This is a genomic window from Reyranella sp. (assembly GCF_044224635.1).
Lineage (GTDB): Bacteria > Pseudomonadota > Alphaproteobacteria > Reyranellales > Reyranellaceae > Reyranella.
Genome location: NZ_JBGAKA010000041.1, coordinates 1 through 20,421, shown reverse-complemented (window position 1 = coordinate 20,421; position 20,421 = coordinate 1). Strand labels below are relative to the sequence as shown.

The following is a 20,421-nucleotide window of genomic DNA, read 5'->3' as shown; positions in this document are numbered from 1 at the left end:
ATTGATCAGCCGCAGCGCGAGTAGCCGCAATTGAGGCAGACGTCGCAGCCTTCCTGGTGGCTGAGGGCGGCGGCGCCGCAGTTGGGGCATTGGCCCATTGCCGACGCAGCACCACCGCCCGCGGGATCACGCTGGGCGGCCGCCAGACGCATCTTGGCGTCGACTGCATCGGAGAGGCGCGGGCCGTCGCCGGCAAGGAAGCCGATCTCGATCAGGTGACGCTCGATCACGCCGCCGATCGCGGCCAGCAGCGATGGCACGTAGCGGCCCTCCATCCACTGGCCGCCGCGCGGATCGAACACCGCCTTCAGTTCCTCGACCACGAACGAGACGTCGCCGCCGCGGCGGAACACCGCCGAGATCATGCGGGTCAGCGCCACCGTCCAGGCGTAGTGCTCCATGTTCTTGGAGTTGATGAAGATCTCGAACGGCCGACGCCGGCCGTCCTGCACGATGTCGTTGATGGTGATGTAGATCGCGTGGTCGCTGCCCGGCCATTTGATCTTGTAGGTCCGGCCCGGCAGGTCGCCCGGCCGGTCGAGCGGCTGGGCGATGTAGACGACACCGCTCTCGCGCGCCGCCGGCACCAGAGCAGCCACGGGCGCCACCGCGCTCCTGGTTTCCGCCGATTTCACCTCGAGCACCGCACCGGTCACGTCGTTGGGCCGGTAGGTCGTGCAGCCCTTGCAGCCGAGCGCATAGGCCTGCTCGTAGACGTCCTTGAAGGCTTCGAAGGAGATGTCGCGCGGCAGGTTGATGGTCTTGGAGATCGAGCTGTCGACGAACTCCTGCGCCGCCGCCTGCATGGCAAGGTGCGCGGCGGGCTCGAGCGTCTGGGCATCGACGAAGGCCTCGGACGGCGGCGCCTCGTTGCCCCGCAGCGTCCGCCACACCCGCAAGGCGTGATCCTCGACGTTCTCCTCGCGCTTGGAGCCGTCGGGCTGCAGCACGTGCCGGACATGGCTGAAGGCGAAGACCGGCTCGATGCCCGAGGAGACATTGTCGGCCAGCAGCGAGATCGTGCCGGTCGGCGCGATCGAGTTCAGCAGCGCATTGCGGATGCCGTAGCGGCCGATCGCGGCGCGCACCTCCTCGGGCAGGCCGCGGATGGTCTCGCCGGCCAGGAAGCGGGCGCGATCGTAGAGCGGGAAGCTGCCCTTCTCGGCGGCGATGTCGGCCGAGGCGAGATAGGACAGGCGCTGCACCGCGCCCATCCAGTCGCGCGTCAGCCTGACCGCCTCGGGCGAGCCGTAGCGCACGCCGCAGAAGATCAGCGCATCGGCGAGGCCGGTGACGCCGAGCCCGATGCGACGCTTGGCCTTGGCCTCGCGCTCCTGCTGCGGCAGCGGAAAGCGCGACACGTCGACCACGTTGTCGAGCATGCGCACGGCGAGCGGCACCAGCCGCTCCAGCGCATCGAGGTCGAGATGGGCGCCCGGCGTGAACGGCTCGGCGACCAGTGCGCCTAGGTTGATCGATCCCAGCAGGCAGGCGCCATACAGCGGCAACGGCTGCTCGCCGCACGGGTTCGTCGCCTGGATGGTCTCGCAATAGTGCAGGTTGTTGCGCCGGTTGATGCGGTCGATGAAGATCACGCCGGGCTCGGCGTACTCGTAGGTGGCGCGCATGATGCGCTCCCACAGGCCGCGCGCCCTGATGGTGCGGAACACCCGGCCACCGAACACGAGATCCCAGTCGCCATCCTCCTTCACCGCCTTCATGAAGGCGTCGGTGACCAGCACCGAGACGTTGAACATGCGCAGCCGCGTGGGATCGCGCTTGGCGTCGACGAAGGCCTCGATGTCGGGGTGATCGCAGCGCAAGGTCGCCATCATGGCACCGCGGCGCGAGCCCGCGCTCATGATGGTGCGGCACATCGCATCCCACACATCCATGAAGGAGAGCGGGCCCGAGGCGTCGGCGCCGACGCCCTTCACCGGCGCGCCGTGCGGCCGCAGGGTCGAGAAATCATGCCCGATGCCGCCGCCCTGCTGCATCGTGAGCGCCGCCTCGCGCAGGCTCTCGAAGATGCCCGACATGTCATCGGCAATCGTGCCCATGACGAAGCAGTTGAACAGGGTGACGCTGCGCCCGGTCCCGGCGCCGGCGATCACCCGGCCGGCCGGCAGGAACTTGAAGCCCGACAGTGCCGAGTAGAACCGCTCGGCCCACAGGTCGGGGTCGCGCTCGATCGCTGCCAAGGCCTTGGCGACCCGCCGCCAAGTGCCCTCGAGGTCGCCATCATCGGCGCCGGCAGGATCGCGGAAGCGGTATTTCATGTCCCAGATGCGCTGGGAGACAGGACCCCATTCCATGATGAATCCTAGGCGTCGGCCAGGTCGATATCAACAGGATTGTTCCCAATTCGTTCCGTCCCAGCTGCCTCGGCGACCAAGCGGCCAGTAGCGCCTTCGATGCGCCCGCGCAGCGTGGTCATGAAGGCGTCGCGGTCAAGACCGGGCGGGATGGCCGGCAGCACCTCGACGGTGATGCGGCCGGGCCGCTTGACGAACTGGCGCCGCCCCCAGAACAGGCCGGAATTGAGCGCCACCGGGACGACCGGCACGCCGAGCTGGCGATAAAGGGCGGCGGTGCCGACCTGGTAGGGCCGCTCGCTGCCAACGGCAACGCGCGTGCCTTCCGGAAAGATCAGGATCGAGCGGCCCTCGGCGATCGCCGCCCTGGCGTCGCGCACCAGGCCGCGCAGCGCCCTGGCACCGTCACCCCGTTCGACGGCGATGTTGCCGGCCCGTGCCATTGCCCAGCCGACGATCGGGATATAGACGAGCTCGCGCTTCATCACGGTCGCGGCATGCGGAAACAGCAAGGTGTAGGCCAGGGTCTCCCACGACGACTGGTGCTTGGAGGCGACGATCACCGGGCCAGCCGGCAGGTTCTCCAGCCCGCGCACACGATGGTCGAGGCCGACGGTGACGCGCAGCCACCACAGGCAGAACCTTGTCCACAGCTGGGCCCAGGCGACGACGGCGCGGCGGGGCAGCAACAGGATCGGCACGCCGGCAAGGGCGATGACCGCCGTGCCGGCGTACCAACCCGCGTTGAAGGCGATGGAGCGCAGCCAGAGATGAAAACCGGTCATGCTTGTATCGCAAGATTTAGAAGCTTAATGTCCTCTCACAAGCACATCTAGCGCGGAATTCCCCGCTCATCATGCACGTCACCTGTTCCAATTGCGGGGCGCGATACATCGTCGATCCGTTGGCAATCGGCCCCACGGGACGCACCGTCCAGTGTGCGCGATGCAATCACCGCTGGTTCGAGCGAGCCGGGCCGGCTCCCGCGGCGGTCCTGCGCGAGCGCCTGGAGCAGCCCGAGCCGGAACCGCAAGCGGCGGCGGCGCGATCCCAGGGTCAAACCCAAGGTCAAGACCAATCCCAACCGACCTACCGCTCCGGCCTGCCGGCGATCGCACGGCCACCGGCCCGCCGGCCACGCTGGCCCTACTGGATCGCCGCCGCAGTCCTGGTGGCGGTGGCGCTGGGCGCGGTCCTGGTGTTTCGCGGCGATACCGGCGCCAAGTCGCCGATGCCGTGGCGTGCCACGGGCCTCTCGCTCGATGGCCTCTCGCCCGCTCCGGCGCCGCCTGCCCGCCTCGCGACTGCAGACGCCAGACGCACCGGCCCGCCCGGTGCCGGCCTGCCAAGGACGGTCCGGGTCGACAGCGCACCGGCCATCGAGTAGCAGGGCAGACATGACCATGCCCGCGCCGGCCGGCCGGCCCACCGTCTCGATCCGCTTCTCCGCGCCGCAGATCGCCGCGCGCATCGACGTCATGGCGGCCGAGCTCGCGGCCAAGCTGCCGGCCGACACGCTGGTGGTGTCGGTGTTGAAAGGCAGCTTCGTGTTCGCTGCCGACCTGATCCGCGCGCTGAGCCGTGCCGGTGCCGACTGGTCGATGGATTTCCTCACCCTGTCGAGCTACGGCAGCGGCACCGAATCCAGCGGACGGGTCCGCGTGGTGCGTGACATCGTCGACGACGTGCGCCATCGCGAGGTCCTGCTGGTCGACGACATCCTCGAATCGGGCCTGACGCTCTCGTTCGCCAAGAATCTGTTGCTCGAGCGCGGCGCCAATCACGTGTCGATCTGCACCCTGCTCGACAAGCCGGGCAAGCGCCGCACCTCCCTCAACGCCGATTTCGTCGGCTTCGAAGCCGGCGACGAGTTCCTCGTCGGCTACGGCCTCGACTGGGCCCATCGCTTCCGCGGGCTGCCGTACATTGGCGTGGTCGAGCAGACGGGGTAGAATTTCTTCCCCACGCCAGGCGTGGGGAGGTGTCCGCGTAATCGCGGACGGCGGGGTCGTGAGCCCCAAGCTCAACTCTCTCCCATGACTCTTGACCCCTCCGTCGCGTAAGACGCGACATCTCCCCAGCGGAGCTGGGGAGGTGGCCATGCACTCAGTATGTCTTGAGCAGGCGGTCGATGTAGTCGAGCTCGTCCTTGGGGCGCTGCTCGCCGGCGCGGCGGCGCAGCTCGTCGAGAATCTCGCGGCTGCGCTGGCGCTCGAGCTCAAGCGGCACCTTGTCGACGCCGGTGTCGACCGCGTCGCCGTAATTGCCGTCGGAGCGGCCGAGCGGGTCACGGTCCTCGCTGCGCCGTTCGCGCTCCTCGATCTCGGCCAGGTCCTGGCCGTTGCCGGGGCCGCGCTGCTGGCGCATCGCCTCGGCCATGTCGCCCATGCCCTGCTGCAGGTTGTCGAGCGCCCGGCGCTGGGCGCGTGAAGCGTCACGCGGGTCGCCGCGGCGCAGCGCATCCTCGGCCTCGCGCATGTTGCGCTCGGCGCGGCCCAGCGAATCGGGCATCGGCATGCCGTTCTCGTCGAGCCGGTTCATGAATTCGCCAAGCTGGCGGCGTAGACTTTCCTGCTGGCCGCGCTGCCCTTCGCCCCACTGGCCCTCGCCCGGCTGGTTGCCCTGACCGCGCTGGCCCTGTTGGCCTTGCTGCCCCTGCTGCCCTTGCTGACCGCGTTGCCCCTGCTGACCCTGGCGGCCCTGCTGCTGACGGCCCTCGCGCTCCGACTCGCCCAACAGCTGGTTCTGGCGGCGCGACAGGCGGTCGAGCTGATTCATCATCTCGCGACCCTGCTGGTTGCCCTGGCCCTGCTGGCCGCGCTGGCCCTGCTGACGCTGCTGGCCGGGACCGGCCATCATCGGCGTGGCGTTCTCCATCATCTTGCGCAGCTCCTCGAGCAGCCGCTTGGCCTCCTCGCGCTGGCCGTTCTTGGCCATCTCGCGAATCTTGTCGAGCATCTTCTGCAGGTCGTCGCCGGTGATGGTGTTGTTGGGATCCATCTTCTCCGCCTGCTCCTGCATGCGACGGCGCTCTTCCGGATCCTTCATCTTCTCGGCCAGCTCCTTCTGCCACTTCGCCATGGCGTCGTAGAGCTGCTGGATCAGGCGCTCGATCTCCTCGTCGCCTGCGTTGCGCTGCACGGCGTCGCGCAGCTCCTGGCGGGCCTGCTCGAGGTTGCGCTCGGCATCCGACATGGCGCCGCTCTCCAGGCGCATGGCGAGATCCCACAGGAGCTTCTGCGTCTCGGTGATGGTCGGCTTGTCGCCGTCCTGGGCGAGCTTCGTCGCGCCGAGCTTGAGCCCGAGCTGCACCACCGGATCGTTGCGGTAGCTTTCCGGCTTGGCATGGACCATCCGCATGCCGTCAACGACGTCGGTGCGATAACCCTTGGGATCGCGCGTCAGCGCCTTGCGCAACACGATCAGGGCGCGCGCCGTCGGATCGTTGAACACCCGCTCGGGCAGCAGGAAGGTCTCGACCGAGCTGCGCCCCTTCTGGCCGAGCGCATCGGTCGCGAACAGCATCACGGTGACCTTCAGCCCGGCCCACGGATGGCTGGTCAGGTCGCGCACGAAGCTGTCGCCGACCTTCTTGGAATTGCCGGCGACCGGCAGGTCGAGGCGGATGACCTCGGGCTCCTCGTCGGCGCTCAGCGCCTCGTCGCCCAGCGCACTGCCATGCAGGCGGATCTGCAGCTGCACGCCCGTCACGCCGAAATCGTCGCCGGCGATGTACTCGATCTTGGTCGACCACTTGTCCACGCCGATCGGCTTGGCGAACTCGACGGTCGGCGCCAGGTCGGGAATGACGTGCAGCTTCCAGCGCGCCTGTTCGTCGCCGCGCGCCTGCAGGACGATCTGCTTGCCCTCGGTGATGACCTGCTCGATCTGGTACTTGCCCTTGCCGACGGTGTTGAACTCGGCGGGCGGTCCGCCGCCTTCGATCACGAGCTGGGGCGGCTTGCGGCCGCGCACGTCGTCGACGAAGCCCGCGAGCTTGCTGCCCACCGGCACGCGCAACAGCTTGTCGCGATCGGCCATGTCGAGATAGATCGGCGGCTTGCCGGTATAGGCCGGCGGCGCGATCCACAGGTTGGCGACCACCGGCGGCGGCGGCGGGAAGGCCGGGGTGACGGCAGCGGCCATGCGATCGGCGCGCCACCCGCCGGCGCTGGCGATGGCGACGATCAGCACCAGGAGCGGCACGAAGCGCAGCGCCCATTTGTCGAGGATGGCGAGCCCGGGGCGGGCCGGCTTGTTGCTGAGCGCCGCCAGGCGCTCGGCCTCGCGGCGACGATGGGCATCCCACAGCGCGGCCGCCATCGCATCGCCCGATCCGGCGGCCAGCCGATCCTGCACCGCGACCAGCGGCCGATGCGGCACGTCGCTGTCCCGCTCGAGGCGGCGCACCGCCTCCTCGTGGGTCGGCCAGGCGAACCGGCGCAGCTCCCACCAAGCGAGCGTCCCGAAGGCGATCGCCAGCACCGCCAGCAGGCCAGTATGGACCCAGGGGTCGAGACCGGCGAACAGGTCGAAATGGGCGGCCGCCACGAACAGGGCGAGGTAGGCCAGCAGCGGCACGAGCCGGGGCCACAGGCTCTCCCAAGCCAGGGCCATGCGGGCCACGCCGATCTTGCGGGCCACGCCGGGCGCTGCGATCTGGGTGGTCTGGCTGGCGTCCATCGCCGTCCTTTCTTTATCTGACCGGGGCGCCCGGGGGCTTGGGCGCTAAGGCTTCGTCGGCTCCATCCAGGGCGGGAACCGCTCGACGGAGAGCATCTCTTCGATCGAGGGCCGCGGCCGGGTCACCGCAAAGCGCGTGCCATCGACCATGACCTCCGGCGCCAGTGGGCGGGTGTTGTAGGCCGAAGCCATCACCGCGCCATAGGCGCCAACCGAGCGTATCATGACGAGGTCTCCCGCAGCCAGTGGGGGCAGATCACGGTTCTGCGCGAGGTAATCGCCCGATTCGCAGATCGGTCCGACAATGTCACAACGGATCGTGGCGGCATCGCGGCGTTCCTTGACGGGGACGATATCGTGCCAAGCTTCATACAACGTCGGGCGAATGAGATCGTTCATCGCCGCATCGACGACGACGAAGGTCTTCGCCGCGCCCGGCTTGACCAGGATGACCTCGCTCACCAGCACGCCGGCCTCTCCGACCAGGCGCCGGCCCGGCTCGAAGGTCAGCTCGCAGCCCAGCCCGTCGGTTTCGCGGGCCGCCATTGCAAGAAAGTCTGAGATCGAAGGCGGCTTCTCGTCGGCATAGACGATGCCCAGGCCGCCGCCGATGTCGAACCGGTCGATGGCATGGCCGTCGCTCCTGAGCTGGCCGATCAGCGCGCGCATCCGTGCGATGGCGCTGCGATAGGGGTTGAGCGAAGTGAGCTGGGAGCCGATATGCATGGCCACTCCGACCACCCGCAGGTTGGGCAGGCGCCCCGCCAAGGCGTAGGCGTCGCGGGCAAGGTCGATATCGATGCCGAACTTGTTCTCCTTGCGCCCGGTGGTGATCTTGGCGTGAGTTCCGGCATCGACGTCCGGATTGACCCGGATAGTGATGTCGGCAGCGACGCCGAGCTGGCCGGCGACGGCGTTCAGGGTCTCGAGCTCGGCCGAGCTCTCGACGTTGATCTGGCCGACCCCGGCCTGCAGCGCCGCCATCAGCTCGGACGGCTTCTTGCCGACGCCGGAATAGATGATCCGCCTGGCCGGGATGCCGGCCGCCAGGGCGCGCTGCATCTCGCCGAGCGAGACGATGTCTGCCCCCGCCCCCAGCTCGCCGAACAGGCGAATGACCGCCAGGTTCGAGTTGGCCTTCATGGCGTAGCAGACCCTGGCGTTCATGCCCCTGATGCCGTCGGCGAACTCGCGCCACGCTGCCCGCAGCGCGCCAGTCGAATAGCAGTAGAAGGGCGTGCCGACCTGGGCCGCGATGGTGGCCAGCGCCACGCCTTCGGCGTGCATCGCACCGTCCCGGTAGGTGAAGAAGCTCATCGGCTACGTCCCTGAAAGGGACGCTTTTGTCCCAGGAAGCGGCGGCGGGCGTCCTGCACCGCGCGTGCAACATTGTTGGGCGCCGTGCCGCCCAGGCTCTTGCGGGCGTTGACCGAGGCCTCGACGGTCAGCACGCCGAACACGCCGCGGTCGATCCGGGGCTCGACCGCCTGCATCTCGGCCAGCGTCAGCTTGTCGAGGTCGACGCCCTGGGCGGCGGCGATGCCGACCAGCCGGCCGGTCACGTGATGGGCCTCGCGGAACGGCAGCCCGACCTTGCGCACCAGCCAGTCGGCGAGATCGGTCGCCACCGAGTAGTCGGCCGAGGCGACGGCGCGCATGCGCTCGGGATTGGCCTTGAGGTCGCGCACCATGCCGGTCATCGCCGCGACGCCGAGCTCGAGCGAGTCGGCGGCGTCGAACAGCGGCTCCTTGTCCTCCTGCATGTCCTTGCCGTAGGTCAGCGGCAGGCCCTTGAGCACCGTGCACAGCGCCACGAAGGCGCCGACGATGCGGCCGACCTTGGCGCGCGTCAGCTCGGCGGCGTCGGGATTGCGCTTCTGCGGCATGATCGAGCTGCCGGTGGTGAAGGCGTCCGACAGCGTGATGAACCGGAACGGCGCGCTGCACCAGATCACGATCTCCTCGCTGAGGCGCGACAGGTGCACGGCGATGAGCGACGCCGCGGCGATGAACTCGACCACGTAGTCGCGGTCCGACACGGCATCGAGCGAGTTGGCCATCGGCCGGTCGAAGCCGAGCGCCCGGGCGGTCTGGCGCGGATCGATCGGATGCGGCGAGCCGGCCAGCGCCGCCGCCCCCAGCGGCGATTCGTTCAGCCGGGCCCGGCAATCGCGCAACCGGCTGCGGTCGCGCCCGACCATCTCGACATAGGCCAGCAGATGATGGCCGAAGGTGATGGGCTGGGCCGTCTGCAAATGGGTGAAGCCCGGCATGATCGTGGCGGCGTACTCTCCGGCGCGGTCGATCAGGGCGACCTGCAGGTCGGCCAGCATGGTTTCCAGGCGGTCGATCGTGTCGCGCACCCACAGCCGCACGTCGAGCGCGATCTGGTCGTTGCGCGAGCGCGCAGTATGCAGGCGCCCGCCGGCCGGCCCGATCAGCTCGGTCAGCCGCGCCTCGACGTTGAAATGGATGTCCTCGAGCTTGGTCGAGAACTTGAAGCGGCCGGACTCGATCTCCTCGCGCACCTGGGCGAGGCCTCTCTTGATTGCGCGTCCGTCCCGTGCGGTCAGGATGCCGCGCTTGACCAACATGTCGCAGTGCGCAAGCGAGCCGGCGATGTCCTGTCGATAAAGCCGCCGGTCGAAGCCGATGGAGGCGTTGATCCGCTCCATGATTTCCGCCGGGCCGCGCGCATAGCGGCCACCCCACATCGTGTTGGAGCGGCTCATCGTCTCGGAGCTGGTCGCCGTGCCGGAGCGGCCCTTCGCGTTGGAATCGGGCTTCGCCCCTCGCGCAGTCGTGTTCTTTCGTGCCATGAATATCAGCCAATGACTCTGTAGGAACGCGGCTTATGGCACATCCCGCCCGACATTTCCTCACCGGCCGCCGCCGCCTGCTGGCCGTTGCCGCCGCCGCTTCGGCGGTGCAGTTGGCCGCACCGCCGGCGAGCGCGCGCGCCGAGGTGTCGGCGAGGCTGGCCAGGGGCGCCATGGCGCGCTTCAAGATCACCAATCCGCCCAGGCCCGTGCCCGACCTCGAGTTCCTCAACGCCGACGACCGGCCGATGCGTCTGTCCGACCTCAACGGCAAGGTGCGGTTGATCAACCTGTGGGCGACCTGGTGCGCGCCGTGCGTCAGCGAGATGCCGAGCCTCGATCGCCTGCAGGCGATGCTGCCCAGGGACCGGTTCATCGTCCTGCCGATCTCGCTGGACGGCCCGTCCAAGCCCAAGGTCGCGCCGTTCTACAAGGATCAGAACCTCGACAATCTCGGCATCTATTTCGACAAGGGCAAGAAGGCGATGTCGACGCTCGGCGTCACCCTCTTGCCGACCTCGATCCTGGTCGACCCGGCGGGCCGCGAGCTCGGCCGGATCGAGGGCGACACCGACTGGGACACGCCCGAAGGCATCGCCCTCATGAAGGCGGCGCTCGGCAACGGCGGCTGATGGAAAAAGCCGAACCCCGGCTTCGAACGGACGGTCTTGACAGGCAAATGAGGCCGCTATCGCAACGGCTTGGCGACCCGCGGCGGTCGCGCCGCGGTGCGCGGAACAGGGAATTGGAACAGGGAAACGAAAAAAATTAACAGGGAACCTCGCACACCAGATCAGGGAATGTGAGATACCGGAACAGCGAGGCTCGTTCGTCATCGCGCTTGCAGCCGCAAGCTTGTGCAATTGATTGCACGCGCTCCGAATCGGCAGCGAAGGGACGCACCGGGGACGTCGTGCGGCAGCGGTGGAATTGGTAATCACGGTCGTGTCCCTTGGTTCACGCGCAGCTTCACGACCGAGCTATCACGACACTGCCGGCGCGGGCAGGCCGGTCAGCCGAACTGGCTCACACCTGCAGCCACGCGCTTGTGCAATCGAGGACAGGCGGCATTCCGCTCGCCTCCCCCTGCAGGGCATTCACATATGGGTACTTTCTCACTTTCCTCCCCAACTCTGTTGGGGAGGTGTCGCCGTCTTCGGCGACGGAGGGGTCATGAGCAGCGGGACTGAGGCTCATGACCCCTCCGTCCCGTATGACGGGGCACCTCCCCAGCGAAGCTGGGGAGGAGAGTGAAAGGCGCACCCCTCACGGAAACTGCGGATCGCCGTAGGGGTAGAACTTCTTCAGGTCGACGTTGCGATACGGCAGGCCCTCCAGCCGCACGGTTCCCAGGAACGGCTGCTCCGGTTCGACCAGCAGGATGGTCTTGGCGAAGCCGCTGTCGTCGAAGCCGCGGCGGAAATGGACGCGCGATTTGATGGCGAACGCCTTGAACCGGGTGAGATCGAGGCCGAGCGCACGCAGCGGATCGGGCTCCGTCACCTGGACAAGGAAGCGGCTCAGCACCAGCACGTTGTTGCGGCCGAACCGCACGACGACCCAGCGCTGGCCGCGGCCTTCCACAACGTTCATCACCGTGCCCTGGATGCGCACCGGCGCGCCGGCCGATTCGTCGGCCAGGCCGCCCACCTCCCTGTCGAACGGATCGCCCGCCTTCACGCCGTTGGCCTCGAGCGCATCGCTCGCCCGCGCATCGGCGATGGTGGCGATCAGCGTGTCGGGCAGATCCTGGGCGATGATCTCCTTGAGGAGCCAGGTGGCGGATCCCGAGCGGTCGCTGTGATCGGCCAGCACGATGGGCGTCGCCCCCTGCGCCATCGCCTCCTTGGCGAGCCTGACGCCCTCGGGGATAACATGAACCTTGGTCGACCCGAGCAGTGCCTCGCGCCGCCGCCACGCCGCAAGCGCCATGTCGTCGGCCGCCTTGCGCGCCAGCTCCGGCTTGCCGTTGGTCATCACCTGGAAGGTCATGCCGACATCGGGCACATCGGCGAACGGAAAGCCGAAGAAGAAGTTCACGTAGAGATCGGGCTCGCGCGCCTCCCAGGTGAGCGCGCGCTGGACCAGGTCCATCCACGGCGAGGCGCCGGTCCATTGCAGGACGGTCGCCGAGATGATCGGCACGCGTTGCGTGACGGTGGCCGGCGCGTAGTCGCCGCGGATCGCGCGCACCAGCATGCGCGCCGCGCGCTCGCCCTGCAGATGGCTGTCGTAGTGGGGAAAGTATTTCACCGTGAACGCCATGTCGGCGTGGCGCAGAAATTCCTCGTCCTCGTTGCCGTGCGGATCGAAGGTGCCGACGATGAAGGCGCCCTGCCCCACGGCGGCACGCACCCGCCGCGCCAGGTCGGCCTCGGGCCGCATCACGCCGCGCACCGCCATCGCACCGTGCAGCGCGAGGTAGACGCCGTCGAACGGCCCCTGGGCACGCAGGCCCTCGATCATGCGCCCGACGAAAGTCTCGTAGGCGTCCTCGGTGATCCAGCCCGAGCCGGTTCCAGTCCTGGGAAAGAGCGGCGAATCGATGCCGACCAGCTCGACGCCGTCGTGCTCGCGCGCCACCTTCACGAAGCCGCCCATGTAGGATCTCGGATCGTGGGCGAGCAACGCCTCGCCACTGGCCGGCGAGCCTTCGTAGATGAAGTCGTCGAGCGTCGTGTCGTTCGGCAGGAAGCTCACCGTCTCATGGGCGAAGTACAGGACGGCGATGCGGATCGGCCGGTGAGCCATGCGATTTTTCCTTGCGCGAACAACCCGGGAGGCCAAGTCTCGCGCGACATCCGGGAGGAAACAAATGACAAAGCGGGTGATCGACGCCGACGGCCATATCTGCGAGCCGCCGGCGCTGTGGAACGACTACGTCGAGAAGCGCTATCGCGCCGACACGATTCGCGTCGAGCGCGACGCCGACGGCCGCGACTGGATGTCGATCAACGGGACGATCCGCCGCAACCTCAGGCCAGCTGCAGCCTGTGTGCCCTGGGGCATGGATGACCCCGACAAGGTTCCGACCTGGGACGACATCCTGCCCGGTTCCTACGATGGTGGGGCGCGCATCGGCGTGCTCGATGAGGAAGGCATCGAGCGTGCCCTCCTCTTCCCCTCGCTTTACCTGCTGGCCGGCGACATCGAGGATTCGGCAGTCGCCGCCGCTGCGTGCCATGCCTACAATGAATGGATTGCCGACATGTGCCGCGATGGCAGGGGCCGGCTGAGCGCAGTCGGCATCGTGCCGCTGCAAAGCGCCGAGGCGGCGCGCCGCGAGGTCGCGCACATCGCCAGGCTCGGTCTCAAAGGCGTCTGCTTCCGGCCCGAGCGCTACAGGGGCCTGCCGCTCTACGACGAGTCGTTGAAGCCGTTCTGGGAAGCAGTCGCCGGCGACGGGCTGTTCGCCGCCGTGCACGGCAGCTTCGGTGCCCTGATGCCGAGCTTCGCCACCGGGCGCTACGACAACCTCTTCTTCAGCCACATGATCTGCCATCCCTTCGAGCAGATGGCGGCGTGCCTCGACATCGTCGCCGGCGGCGTGCTGGAGCGCCATCCCAGGCTGCGCATCGCTTTCCTCGAATCGGGACTGGGCTGGCTGGAATACTGGCTCGACCGGCTCGACGGACACTTCGAGTCGATGGGCCAGCACGTGCCGTGGCTGAAGCGCCGTCCGAGCGAGCTGTTCCGCGAGCAGTGCTTCATCTCGATCGAATCTGACGAGGCGCACCGCCTGCCGCGGCTCGCCGAGATGGGCCTCGAGCAGTGCATCCTCTGGGGCGCCGACTATCCCCATTACGATTGCACCTATCCGGGCGCGGTGAAGGACCTCGAAGAGCACCTTGCCCCACTGCCGGCCGGACTCGCCAACGGCGTGCGCTGGCGCACGGCGGAGCGGTTCTTGGGGTTGGTGTGAGTCATTGCTGGGACCGGGCCAGCGGAGCGTGATTGCTTTGAGTGGAACCGACTCGGGATCCGTTCTGTCATCCTGAGCGCAGCGAAGGATCTCATTGCCAGGAGTTTCAAAGTGCTCCTGTTGCGGGCGGCGATGAGGTCCTTCGCTGCGCTCAGGACGACAGAAACTCGGACGTCGGCCGAAGGGATGGTGCTTCAACGAAGATCGAAGATCTTACTGTCACGGGCCTGGCTTTCGGTCGGATCAGGTCTGAACGACGGCAGTACCCGTCGTACCAGCCGATCAAGCGGCGCCCCCGGATCAGTTACTCCGGCACGTGGATCATGCGCTTGATATGCTTGAGGTTGGCCACGATGGTGAAGGTCATGATCACCAGCAGCGACCACGAGCTCCATTTGGCGACGTGGACCAGCGTCCAAGCGCCGAGCTGGTTGGGATAGCGCCAGATGCCGAAGAACGTCGCGGCGTTCTCGGCCAGCCAGATGAAGAAGCCGATCAGCACGAAGGCGAGCAGCAGCGGCATGCTGCGCTCGCGGTCGTAGGGACGGAAGACCACCGTGGCGCGTCCATAGAGGCCGAGCACGCAGGCGGCGATGTGCCAGCGATAGTCGCCGATGAAATGGTGGGTGAAGAAATTGACGTAGATCGCGACCGCAACCAGCCAAGCCATCCAGTACGGCGGATGATGGCGGATGCGCAGGTCGAACAGCCGCCACGCCTGGATGATGTAGCTGCCGACCGCGGCGTACATGAAACCGGAGAACAACGGCACGCCGAACAGCTTGCTGTAGGCGAAGTCGGGATAGCTCCACGACTGGATGCCGCTTGACGTCTTGAAGGCCTCGAGCGCGAATCCCACGGCGTGGAACAGGCAGATCGCCTTGAGCTCGTCCCAGGTCTCGAGCTTGGCCCACACCATCCACGCCTGCACTGCCAGGGCGAAGATCAGCAGCACGTCGTAGCGCGGCACGCCCCACAGGCCGGCGCGCGGCACGGTGAAGATAGCGAGGAAGAACAGGCCGGCGAACAGGCAGGCGCGCGCTTGCTTGATGCCGAAATAGAGGAACTCGACGACGAACCGGCGGAAGCCGGCCAGGCGCTCGTCGGCGCGCGGCTCGAGAAGCCGGCGGTCGAGCCATTGGACCGGACCGACCGCAGCCAGCGCGAGAGCGCGCATCGCGGCCGCTCAGCCGCCGCCGACCTCGCACTGCTTGCCCATTTCCCGGCAGATTCGCAGCACCGCCTGGACCACCAGGGAGGCCGTCGGCCCCTCGCCCGGCCCGGCGTGGCCGGCGATCAGCAGCTGCGAGACTTCGTCGTTGAAGGGCACGACGTTCAGCGTTGCCGTGCGATCGCCCTCGGCGACCTGCAGGCGACGCTGGCCGGAATCCTCGGATACCACGCGTACGGCGGGATTCCTGCGCGCCATCTGGACGGCTGTGGCAAAGACGCGATCGGCCGGCGCCTCGAGGATAACCGTCGCGAAATCGTAACCGGTACGTCCGCCCTGCTGGTTGGCCTCGGCCATGTGGTGGATGCGGCCGACCGCGCGGCGCGCCAGCATCACCCATTGCGCCTCCGCCGGTCCGACAGGAAGGACCGAAAGCGCCAAGCCGACCAGCACCGTCAGCATGACCGAGAGATGCACCGTGCCTGACTTCATTGGATCGCCCCCGTAAGAGCGAGACATCATGGCGTCGATTGCGGCCAAATCGCGATTGCACTCTGGTCTGCCGTTGCAGACTGGTCGATCACGCGCGCGATGCCTATCATCGTGCGGTAAAGGAGCACGACATGCGTCATCTCGCGTTACTCGCCGGACTGGCTATGGCGGCCTGCGCATCGGCCGACGCCACGCCGAAGAAGGCAATGGTCGGCGCCGACGAAGCCACCTTGGTTGCAACGATGGGGCGGCCGCCTGACGTCAGCGTCGAGACCGTGCCCGGCACCAGGCGCCTGCAATGGCGCCAACCAGCGACGATCTCCAATCCGACCCTGGCCTACAGCTATTCCGGCGGGACGATCCGGCCGCTTCCGCACACGGGCACCGCAACGGCGCTGTGTCTCACCGAGTGGACGGTCGAGCGCGGCGTCGCCACGGACTACCGCGAAGAAGGTCCATGCCCCGCCCGCTAGTCCCAGGTCCAGGCCGGAAATCGGCCGACGCTAGTCGGCTTTTGCCGCCATGGCTTCGATCTCGACTTCAACGCCCGACCGGGGAAAGCCCTTCACGAGCAGAAGCGTAGCGCCATCAGCATCGTCGCGTTCGTCCTTGGCAACGTGACCGGGCTGACGCGGTGCGGGTCAGAGGAACCCGGCGCCCCTTCCTCCTCGTTTCACAGCAGCGATTGCAGAGGATCAGGCGATTCCCAGGAGCAGAAGCAAGGCTCCGTCATACGCTTGAGAGCAGGCACCGGCTTATGAGGTGTACGCGCCATCGAACATCCCCTACCGTAACATGTTACGGCAAAATTGCACCCTTCGCCAGCGGCCCTACCGCGTCGGGACCGGGCGGTCGCTCGAGTAGTCGTAGAAGCCGCGCTTGACCTTGCGGCCGATCCAGCCGGCCTCGACGTACTTCACCAGCAGCGGGCACGGGCGGTACTTGGAATCGGCCAGACCCTCGTGCAGGACCTGCATCACCGACAGGCAGGTGTCGAGGCCGATGAAGTCGGCGAGCTCGAGCGGGCCCATCGGGTGGTTGGCGCCGAGCTTCATGCCGGTGTCGATCGCCTCGACGTTGCCGACACCTTCGTAGAGCGCGTAGACCGCCTCGTTGATCATCGGCAGCAGGATGCGGTTGACGATGAAGGCGGGGAAGTCCTCGGCATTGACCGGCTTCTTGTCGAGCTTCACCACCACGTCGCGGACGGTTCGGAAGGTCTCCTCCTCCGTGGCTATGCCGCGGATCAGCTCGACCAGCCCCATCAGGGGCACCGGGTTCATGAAATGCATGCCCATGAACTTGCCGGGCCGGTCGGTCACCGAAGCGAGCCGGGTGACCGAGATCGACGAGGTGTTGGTGGCCAGCAGCACGTTGGGTGGCAGGCCGTCGCACACCTTCTTGAAGATGTCGCGCTTGACCGCCTCGTTCTCGGTCGCCGCCTCGACGATCAGGTCGCAGTCGGCGAAGGCCTTGTAATCGAGACCGGGCAAGATGCGCCCCAGCGCGGCGTCCTTGTCGTCGGGACGAATCATGCCGCGGCCGATCTGGCGATCCATGTTGCGGGAGATCGACTCCAGGCCCTTGTCGAGATGCGCCTGGTCGACATCAGCCAGACGGATGTCGAAGCCCTTGAGCGCGCAGACATGGGCGATGCCGCTGCCCATCTGGCCGGCACCGATGACGCCGATGCGCTTGATCATGACGCGATACTCCGCGTTACTTTTTTTCGACCGCGGCGATCAACTCGGGAACGATCTGGAAGAGATCGCCGACGATGCCGTAGTCGGCGACCTGGAAGATCGGCGCCTCCTCGTCCTTGTTGATCGCGACGATGGTCTTGCTGTCCTTCATGCCGGCGAGATGCTGGATGGCGCCGGAGATGCCGATGGCGATGTAAAGATCGGGCGCCACCACCTTGCCGGTCTGGCCGACCTGATAGTCGTTCGGCACGTAGCCGGCATCGACCGCGGCGCGGCTCGCGCCGAGGCCGGCGCCGAGCTTGTCGGCCAGCGATTCCAGCATCTTGAAGTTCTCGCCGCTCTGTAGGCCGCGGCCGCCCGAGACCACGATCTTGGCGCTGGTAAGCTCGGGCCGCTCGCTCTTCGACAGCTCGGCGCCGACATAGGTGGCGAGGCCGCCGGCGCCGGTGCCGGCGATCTTCTCGACCGGCGCCGAGCCGCCGCCTGCCGCGGCCTTGAAGTTGGTCGGCCGGATGGTGACGATCTTGATCTTGTCGGCGGTCTGCACGGTCGCCATGGCGTTGCCGGCATAGATCGGCCGCACGAACGTGTCCGGCGACACGACCTTGATGGCCTCCGAGACCTGCGCCACGTCGAGCAGCGCAGCGACCCGCGGGGCGATGTTCTTGCCCACCGAATCGGCCGCCATCACGACGTGGCTGTAGGCGGGCGCCAGCTTGACCACCAGCGGCGCCACGTCCTCGGCCAGCCAGTTGGCGTAGGCCGCGTCCTCGGCTTCGAGCACCTTGGTCACGCCCTGGATGGCGGCGGCCGACTTGGCCGCCTCGCCGGCGTTGCTGCCGGCCACCAGGACATGCACGTCGGCATCCATCTGCGTGGCGGCGGCCACGGCGTTCGCGACATTGCTGCGAACGCTCTTGCCGTCATGCGCGGCAACGACGAGGACGGCCATGTCAGATCACTCCCGCTTCGTTCTTGAGCTTCTCGACCAGCTCGGCGACCGTCTTCACCTTGATGCCGGACTTGCGCTTGGGCGGCTCCTCGACCTTCAAGGTCTTGAGGCGCGGCGCCACGTCGACGCCGAGCTTGTCCGGCGCCAACGTCTCGATCGGCTTCTTCTTGGCCTTCATGATGTTGGGCAGCGAGGCGTAGCGCGGCTCGTTGAGGCGCAGGTCGGTGGTGATCACCGCCGGCAGCTTGATCTTGATGTTCTCGAGGCCACCGTCGACCTCGCGCTTCACCTCGGCGCTGCCGTCAGCCAGGTTCAGCTTGTTGGCGAAGGTGCCCTGCGACCAGCCGAGCAGCGCCGCCAGCATCTGGCCGGTCTGGTTGGAATCGTCGTCGATCGCCTGCTTGCCGACGATCACCAGGCCGGGCTGCTCCTTGTCGACCACTGCCTTCATCAGCTTGGCGACGGCGAGCGGCTGCAGCTCGGCATCGCTCTGGACGAGCACGCCACGGTCGGCGCCCATCGCCAGCGCGGTGCGGATCGTCTCCTGACACTGCGCGGGGCCGGCGGAAAAGGCGATAACCTCGGTGGCCAATCCCTTCTCCCGCAAGCGGATCGCCTCTTCCACGGCGATCTCGTCGAAGGGGTTCATGGACATCTTGACGTTCGCCGTCTCGACACCCGTGTTGTCGGCCTTGACGCGGATTTTGACATTATAGTCGATGACCCGCTTGACCGCGACCAGCACTTTCATCGCGTTGCGCCTATAGGTGAGTTGCGGCCGGACCTCCCGCCCGGCGAAGGGGTCTTCGTGTAGGGGTGTTCAGGCGAACATGTCAAGACGATGTCGCACTGCACAAGGCCGCACAGTGGAAGATTTTATCCCATTTTTTCAACAAGTTGAGGCCCTTGGAAGCCTCTGCGGAGGCCTGCCGGCAAGTCATGGGTCTATTGCAGCGCCACATCGTAGCGGACGTAGTCCGTGACCGTCACGATGCGGTCGTAGAGCGCACGCGCCACGGCATTGTCGGCTTCGGTATGCCAGTAGAGCCGGCGCCAGCCGTGCTCGCGGCCGCGCGCGATCAGCGCCTCGACGAGGCGGCGCCCGACGCCGCCGCCGCGCGCGTCGGGGTCGACCCACAGGTCCTCAAGATAGCAGACCATGCGGCTGCTGAACGTGTGGGGGTGCAGGACATAGTGGGCGAACCCGACCGGCGGGCTCGCGCTGCTGTGGCAGGCGATCAAGGCACCCATGGCGCATTCCACGTCCACGAGCCGTCGCCACAGTTCATCGTTGTCGTCGGCCGATGGCGAGGCGCCGTAGTGAGCGCAATTGGCCGACCACAGGCGATCCCACGCCGCCCGATCGGCCGGCGCCACATCGCGCACATCCACGCTTGCCATCGTCAGCGAGCCCCGCCCGGCACCCACAGCACGTCGGAGGCGCCGTTGTCGTTGAGGCGGCGGGCCAGCACGAACAGATGGTCCGACAGCCGATTGATGTACTTGATCGCCTCGGGATTGATCGTCTCCTCGGCGGCCAGCCGGGTCATGCGGCGCTCGGCGCGGCGCGCCACGGTACGGGCGAGATGCAGCCACGCCGAGGCCTCGCTGCCGCCGGGCAGGATGAAGGATTTGAGCGGCGTCAACTCGGCGTTCATCGCGTCGATCTCGCGCTCCAGCCGCTCGACCTGCGAGGGCACGATGCGCAGCGCCCCCTCGCCGCGCTTGGCCTGGCCCTCGGGCGTGCACAGGTCGGCGCCGAGATCGAACAGGTCGTTCTGGATGCGCCCAAGCATGGCATCGGCTTCGGCCACGCGCGAATCGTCCGACGCGGCGCGGGCGATGGCGTTGCGCGCCAGGCCGATCACCGAGTTCGCCTCGTCGGTCGTGCCGTAGGCTTCTACCCGCGGGTCATGCTTAAAGACCCGCTCGCCGCGGCCGAGAGAGGTCTGCCCGGCGTCGCCGCCGCGCGTGTAGATGCGGGTCAACGTCACCATCGGCTCAGCTCCTGCTCGCGAGATACCAGAGCAGAATAAGGACGATCGTCAGGAACTGCAGCCGCACCCGCCACCACATCAGGCGATTGCTGCGCCGCCCGCCCTCGAGGCTGTTGTCGATATTGCGGCTCATGCTGACCAGCCCGGCGAACAGCATGCCGAGCGTCGCCAGCCCCGAGATGATGACCATGAAGAACAGGATCTTGGCGAGCATGATGCGAACTCTATCGTTGCGGCGGCGGAGGGCTCATGGCCGGGAGCGCGCCACTCTCCCCTCCCCAGCTTCGCTGGGGAGGTGTCCGCGTAGTCGCGGACGGAGGGGTCAGAGGCCTCAGTCCCGCTGCTCATGACCCCTCCGTCGCGTATG

General features: G+C 67.4%; 19 protein-coding genes. 5 read left to right on the top strand and 14 right to left on the bottom strand.

Annotation, left to right across the window (positions count from 1 at the left end):
* Positions 1-5 precede the first annotated feature (5 nt).
* Positions 6-2,315, bottom strand: a complete 2,310-nt coding sequence (locus ACILR9_RS27955) for an adenosylcobalamin-dependent ribonucleoside-diphosphate reductase (RefSeq protein WP_395713257.1) — start codon at positions 2,313-2,315, stop codon at positions 6-8.
* A gap of 8 nt (positions 2,316-2,323) precedes the next feature.
* Positions 2,324-3,100: a lysophospholipid acyltransferase family protein gene (locus ACILR9_RS27950; RefSeq protein ID WP_395713256.1), complete on the bottom strand. Its 777-nt coding sequence runs from the start codon at positions 3,098-3,100 to the stop codon at positions 2,324-2,326.
* Between the two features lie 71 nt (positions 3,101-3,171).
* Here ACILR9_RS27950 and ACILR9_RS27945 point away from each other — a divergent pair, with 71 nt between their 5' ends.
* Both ACILR9_RS27945 and hpt read left to right on the top strand, forming a co-directional pair.
* Positions 3,172-3,702 carry an MJ0042-type zinc finger domain-containing protein gene (locus ACILR9_RS27945; protein WP_395713255.1) on the top strand — a complete coding sequence of 177 codons (531 nt, stop codon included), beginning with the start codon at positions 3,172-3,174 and terminating at the stop codon, positions 3,700-3,702.
* Positions 3,703-3,718: 16 nt separating this feature from the next.
* Complete coding sequence (hpt, locus tag ACILR9_RS27940; RefSeq protein WP_395713307.1) at positions 3,719-4,267, top strand: hypoxanthine phosphoribosyltransferase; 549 nt, start codon at positions 3,719-3,721, stop codon at positions 4,265-4,267.
* 154 nt (positions 4,268-4,421) lie between these two features.
* Here hpt and ACILR9_RS27935 read toward each other — a convergent pair whose 3' ends face one another.
* From ACILR9_RS27935 to argH, 3 genes are read right to left on the bottom strand one after another with little or no spacing between them, the layout of a single operon-like run.
* Entirely contained in the window at positions 4,422-6,998 is a 2,577-nt protein-coding gene (locus ACILR9_RS27935; protein ID WP_395713254.1) for a TIGR02302 family protein, read from the bottom strand.
* Between the two features lie 45 nt (positions 6,999-7,043).
* Complete coding sequence (gene lysA / locus ACILR9_RS27930) at positions 7,044-8,315, bottom strand: diaminopimelate decarboxylase (RefSeq protein WP_395713253.1); 1,272 nt, start codon at positions 8,313-8,315, stop codon at positions 7,044-7,046.
* Positions 8,312-9,712: an argininosuccinate lyase gene (argH, locus tag ACILR9_RS27925; protein WP_395713306.1), complete on the bottom strand. Its 1,401-nt coding sequence runs from the start codon at positions 9,710-9,712 to the stop codon at positions 8,312-8,314. The genes lysA and argH overlap by 4 nt, the downstream gene beginning before the upstream one ends.
* 140 nt (positions 9,713-9,852) lie before the next feature.
* Here argH and ACILR9_RS27920 point away from each other — a divergent pair, with 140 nt between their 5' ends.
* Positions 9,853-10,449: a TlpA family protein disulfide reductase gene (locus tag ACILR9_RS27920; protein WP_395713252.1), complete on the top strand. Its 597-nt coding sequence runs from the start codon at positions 9,853-9,855 to the stop codon at positions 10,447-10,449.
* Between the two features lie 634 nt (positions 10,450-11,083).
* Here ACILR9_RS27920 and ACILR9_RS27915 read toward each other — a convergent pair.
* Entirely contained in the window at positions 11,084-12,568 is a 1,485-nt protein-coding gene (locus ACILR9_RS27915) for a M81 family metallopeptidase (RefSeq protein WP_395713251.1), read from the bottom strand.
* Positions 12,569-12,632: 64 nt separating this feature from the next.
* Between ACILR9_RS27915 and ACILR9_RS27910 the strand changes: the two genes are divergently transcribed.
* A complete protein-coding gene (locus ACILR9_RS27910; protein ID WP_395713250.1) occupies positions 12,633-13,739 on the top strand; it encodes an amidohydrolase family protein in 1,107 nt (368 codons plus the stop codon).
* Positions 13,740-14,043: 304 nt separating this feature from the next.
* Here the strand turns inward: ACILR9_RS27910 and ACILR9_RS27905 are convergent, their stop codons facing one another.
* On the bottom strand, positions 14,044-14,916 hold the full coding sequence (locus ACILR9_RS27905; RefSeq protein WP_395713249.1) for a DUF817 domain-containing protein: 873 nt from the start codon (positions 14,914-14,916) through the stop codon (positions 14,044-14,046).
* A gap of 9 nt (positions 14,917-14,925) precedes the next feature.
* The gene (locus tag ACILR9_RS27900) at positions 14,926-15,402 is read right to left on the bottom strand and encodes a hypothetical protein (RefSeq protein ID WP_395713248.1); all 477 of its coding nucleotides are present in this window, start codon (positions 15,400-15,402) and stop codon (positions 14,926-14,928) included.
* A 131-nt stretch (positions 15,403-15,533) separates the two neighbouring features.
* On the opposite strand from ACILR9_RS27900, the gene ACILR9_RS27895 reads away from it, so the two are divergent.
* Positions 15,534-15,875 (top strand): hypothetical protein, encoded by a 342-nt coding sequence (locus tag ACILR9_RS27895; RefSeq protein ID WP_395713247.1) that lies wholly within the window; start codon positions 15,534-15,536, stop codon positions 15,873-15,875.
* A 357-nt stretch (positions 15,876-16,232) separates the two neighbouring features.
* On the opposite strand, the gene ACILR9_RS27890 is transcribed toward ACILR9_RS27895, so the two are convergent.
* The 6 genes from ACILR9_RS27890 to ACILR9_RS27865 form a co-directional block, all read right to left on the bottom strand.
* On the bottom strand, positions 16,233-17,105 hold the full coding sequence (locus ACILR9_RS27890; protein ID WP_395713246.1) for a 3-hydroxybutyryl-CoA dehydrogenase: 873 nt from the start codon (positions 17,103-17,105) through the stop codon (positions 16,233-16,235).
* Positions 17,106-17,121: 16 nt separating this feature from the next.
* The gene (locus ACILR9_RS27885; RefSeq protein WP_395713245.1) at positions 17,122-18,057 is read right to left on the bottom strand and encodes an electron transfer flavoprotein subunit alpha/FixB family protein; all 936 of its coding nucleotides are present in this window, start codon (positions 18,055-18,057) and stop codon (positions 17,122-17,124) included.
* Position 18,058: 1 nt separating this feature from the next.
* Entirely contained in the window at positions 18,059-18,808 is a 750-nt protein-coding gene (locus ACILR9_RS27880) for an electron transfer flavoprotein subunit beta/FixA family protein (RefSeq protein WP_395713244.1), read from the bottom strand.
* 194 nt (positions 18,809-19,002) lie between these two features.
* Complete coding sequence (locus tag ACILR9_RS27875) at positions 19,003-19,449, bottom strand: GNAT family N-acetyltransferase (protein WP_395713243.1); 447 nt, start codon at positions 19,447-19,449, stop codon at positions 19,003-19,005.
* Between the two features lie 11 nt (positions 19,450-19,460).
* Positions 19,461-20,054 carry a cob(I)yrinic acid a,c-diamide adenosyltransferase gene (locus ACILR9_RS27870; RefSeq protein ID WP_395713242.1) on the bottom strand — a complete coding sequence of 198 codons (594 nt, stop codon included), beginning with the start codon at positions 20,052-20,054 and terminating at the stop codon, positions 19,461-19,463.
* Between the two features lie 4 nt (positions 20,055-20,058).
* The gene (locus ACILR9_RS27865; RefSeq protein WP_395713241.1) at positions 20,059-20,268 is read right to left on the bottom strand and encodes a twin transmembrane helix small protein; all 210 of its coding nucleotides are present in this window, start codon (positions 20,266-20,268) and stop codon (positions 20,059-20,061) included.
* Positions 20,269-20,421: the final 153 nt, after the last annotated feature.

Bases quoted from the DNA above. Each gene is read 5' to 3' on its own strand.
- ACILR9_RS27955 (WP_395713257.1), bottom strand. From the start codon at position 2,315: ATGGAATGGGGTCCTGTCTCCCAGCGCATCTGGGACATGAAATACCGC.
- ACILR9_RS27950 (WP_395713256.1), bottom strand. From the start codon at position 3,100: ATGACCGGTTTTCATCTCTGGCTGCGCTCCATCGCCTTCAACGCGGGT.
- ACILR9_RS27945 (WP_395713255.1), top strand. From the start codon at position 3,172: ATGCACGTCACCTGTTCCAATTGCGGGGCGCGATACATCGTCGATCCG.
- hpt (WP_395713307.1), top strand. From the start codon at position 3,719: ATGCCCGCGCCGGCCGGCCGGCCCACCGTCTCGATCCGCTTCTCCGCG.
- ACILR9_RS27935 (WP_395713254.1), bottom strand. From the start codon at position 6,998: ATGGACGCCAGCCAGACCACCCAGATCGCAGCGCCCGGCGTGGCCCGC.
- lysA (WP_395713253.1), bottom strand. From the start codon at position 8,315: ATGAGCTTCTTCACCTACCGGGACGGTGCGATGCACGCCGAAGGCGTG.
- argH (WP_395713306.1), bottom strand. From the start codon at position 9,712: ATGTGGGGTGGCCGCTATGCGCGCGGCCCGGCGGAAATCATGGAGCGG.
- ACILR9_RS27920 (WP_395713252.1), top strand. From the start codon at position 9,853: ATGGCACATCCCGCCCGACATTTCCTCACCGGCCGCCGCCGCCTGCTG.
- ACILR9_RS27915 (WP_395713251.1), bottom strand. From the start codon at position 12,568: ATGGCTCACCGGCCGATCCGCATCGCCGTCCTGTACTTCGCCCATGAG.
- ACILR9_RS27910 (WP_395713250.1), top strand. From the start codon at position 12,633: ATGACAAAGCGGGTGATCGACGCCGACGGCCATATCTGCGAGCCGCCG.
- ACILR9_RS27905 (WP_395713249.1), bottom strand. From the start codon at position 14,916: ATGCGCGCTCTCGCGCTGGCTGCGGTCGGTCCGGTCCAATGGCTCGAC.
- ACILR9_RS27900 (WP_395713248.1), bottom strand. From the start codon at position 15,402: ATGAAGTCAGGCACGGTGCATCTCTCGGTCATGCTGACGGTGCTGGTC.
- ACILR9_RS27895 (WP_395713247.1), top strand. From the start codon at position 15,534: ATGCGTCATCTCGCGTTACTCGCCGGACTGGCTATGGCGGCCTGCGCA.
- ACILR9_RS27890 (WP_395713246.1), bottom strand. From the start codon at position 17,105: ATGATCAAGCGCATCGGCGTCATCGGTGCCGGCCAGATGGGCAGCGGC.
- ACILR9_RS27885 (WP_395713245.1), bottom strand. From the start codon at position 18,057: ATGGCCGTCCTCGTCGTTGCCGCGCATGACGGCAAGAGCGTTCGCAGC.
- ACILR9_RS27880 (WP_395713244.1), bottom strand. From the start codon at position 18,808: ATGAAAGTGCTGGTCGCGGTCAAGCGGGTCATCGACTATAATGTCAAA.
- ACILR9_RS27870 (WP_395713242.1), bottom strand. From the start codon at position 20,054: ATGGTGACGTTGACCCGCATCTACACGCGCGGCGGCGACGCCGGGCAG.
- ACILR9_RS27865 (WP_395713241.1), bottom strand. From the start codon at position 20,268: ATGCTCGCCAAGATCCTGTTCTTCATGGTCATCATCTCGGGGCTGGCG.